Here is a 1,793-nt window from a genome sequence, read left to right as displayed (position 1 = left end):
AAGAGGTCCTGCGCCTTGCGCACCCGGATCTCGTCTTCTTCGGCGACCTGGATCTTGCCGCGATAGAGCGCCGCCAGCGACAGCAGCTGCACCGGCCCGTCATGCAGCTCGGTGCCGATCTGGTTCAGCAGGGTCTCGCTGGCCTCGGAGGCGCCGCGGCGCAGCTCCTCGGATTCGTCGAGCAGCCGGGCCTTTTCGGCGAAGAGCCTCTCGCTCTCCTGCAGGCTGGCGCGCAGCTGCCCGTCCTGCAGGATCAACCGCCGATGGGCGAAGCGCACGAGGATCGCCAGCAGCAGCATCCCGGCCGAGAGCACGGCGATCCGCACCAGATCCAGCGTGTTCATCAATGCGTCGAGCCGCGCCACCAGCTGGTCGAAATCGTAATAAACCTCCACGACGCCCAGCATGGTGCCGTCGAGGGCGCGCAGCGGCATGTAGACCTCGCGGATCGCCGTGCCGAGATCGACGTCGTTCAGGTTCTCGGCCGAGTCCGGGTCCAGTTCCACCGTCACCGTTTCGCCCGCCAGCGCCCGGGCCACGGCGGCTTCGTCGAAGGGCGCGCCGAGCGGACTGGCATGCAGCGAGTCGAACAGCAGCCGGCCTTCGACGCTCCAGATCTTCAGCTTGACGATGTGGCGGTTGCGCATCCAGATGTGGATCGCGTTGTCCAGCGCGATGGCGGTGGCCTCCGGCAGGGCGCCGCGCAGCGGCAGGCTGCCCATGATCGGCAGCACCTCCGAGCGCAGCACCACCTCCTCGACGGCGAGCGAGCTTTCCAATAGCTGCCGCTTGGCGATGAAGCGCTCCATCCGCTCCGAGATGATGAAGGCGGGCACCAGGATCAGGAAAACCAGCAGCATGAACTGCGCCGTCAGGCCTAGCGACCGCCAGCCGCGCATCGCCACCGAAAGCGTCCGCCGCGGGATCTCCGGGCGCGTGCCGTCGACATCCACCGTCAAACCATCTGTCCCCCCCGCGCCGCCTGCCTCGGCGGCGCCCCCGTCACTCTTCTATCATGCTTCGGGTCAGGCTGTCGCGGATCGGTTGCGCGATGTAGTCGTAGGCGGTGCGCGACCGGGTGGTGACATAGACCTCGACCGGCATGCCCGGCACCAGCACCGCCCCCTCCGGCAGGCTAACGCCTTCCGCCGGCGCCGCGGTGGCGAGGAAGAAGCTCGTCCCGGTGGCAGGATCCGTGGTGCTGGCCGGAGCGACGGTCGCGATGCGCCCCACCAGTTCCGGCGTGGTGCGGCGGTTGAAGGCCGGGAAGCGCAGCCGCGCCTCCTGCCCTGCCGCAAGCTGATCGATGTCGGTGGTCGGCACGCGGAACTCGATCACCAGATCGGCGCCCTCCGGCACGATCGTCGCCAGCACCTCGCCCGGGCCGACCACCTGACCGATGGTGTTCACCGGCAGCTCGTGGATCAGCCCTGCCACCGGGGCCTTCACCTCGGCCCGGGCCAGCCGCAGCTCCAGCGCCTCGATCTTCTGCCGGGTCTCGGCGAGGACCGGCTCGATCTCGCGCAGCTTGCGATGCGCCTCATAGGCCGCCGTGCGGTCGAGACGCTCGGAGCGCACGGCGATCTCGCGGGCCTGCACGACGTTGGACAGGATCTGCGCCTCAGTCTCCTGCAGCGCGCCGGAGACCCGGGCCTGCTCGGATTCCGCCGCCTCGACCTGCGCCTTCGACAGGATGCCCGACCCGGCCAGCGAGCCGCTGCGGGTGACGGTGCGCGAGGCGACATCCAGCTGGCGCTCCAGCGCCACCCGCCGCGCCTCGAGCGCCGCGGTGT

The 1,793-nt window shown here is 69.7% G+C and carries 2 protein-coding genes; both read right to left on the bottom strand.

The features are described 5' to 3' along the window. A partial coding sequence (locus C5F48_RS23520) for a hypothetical protein (protein WP_146170751.1) occupies positions 1-959 on the bottom strand: 959 nt, incomplete at its 3' end. A 43-nt stretch (positions 960-1,002) separates the two neighbouring features. Further along, positions 1,003-1,793, bottom strand: a 791-nt coding sequence (locus tag C5F48_RS23515; RefSeq protein ID WP_146170750.1) for a beta-barrel domain-containing protein, incomplete at its 5' end; no start/stop codon positions are given.

It is taken from the genome of Cereibacter changlensis JA139 (assembly GCF_003034985.1).
GTDB classification, from domain to species: Bacteria; Pseudomonadota; Alphaproteobacteria; order Rhodobacterales; family Rhodobacteraceae; genus Cereibacter; species Cereibacter changlensis.
Note: the sequence above shows the minus strand (reverse complement) of the source record. Positions and strands in the feature narration are given on the sequence as shown.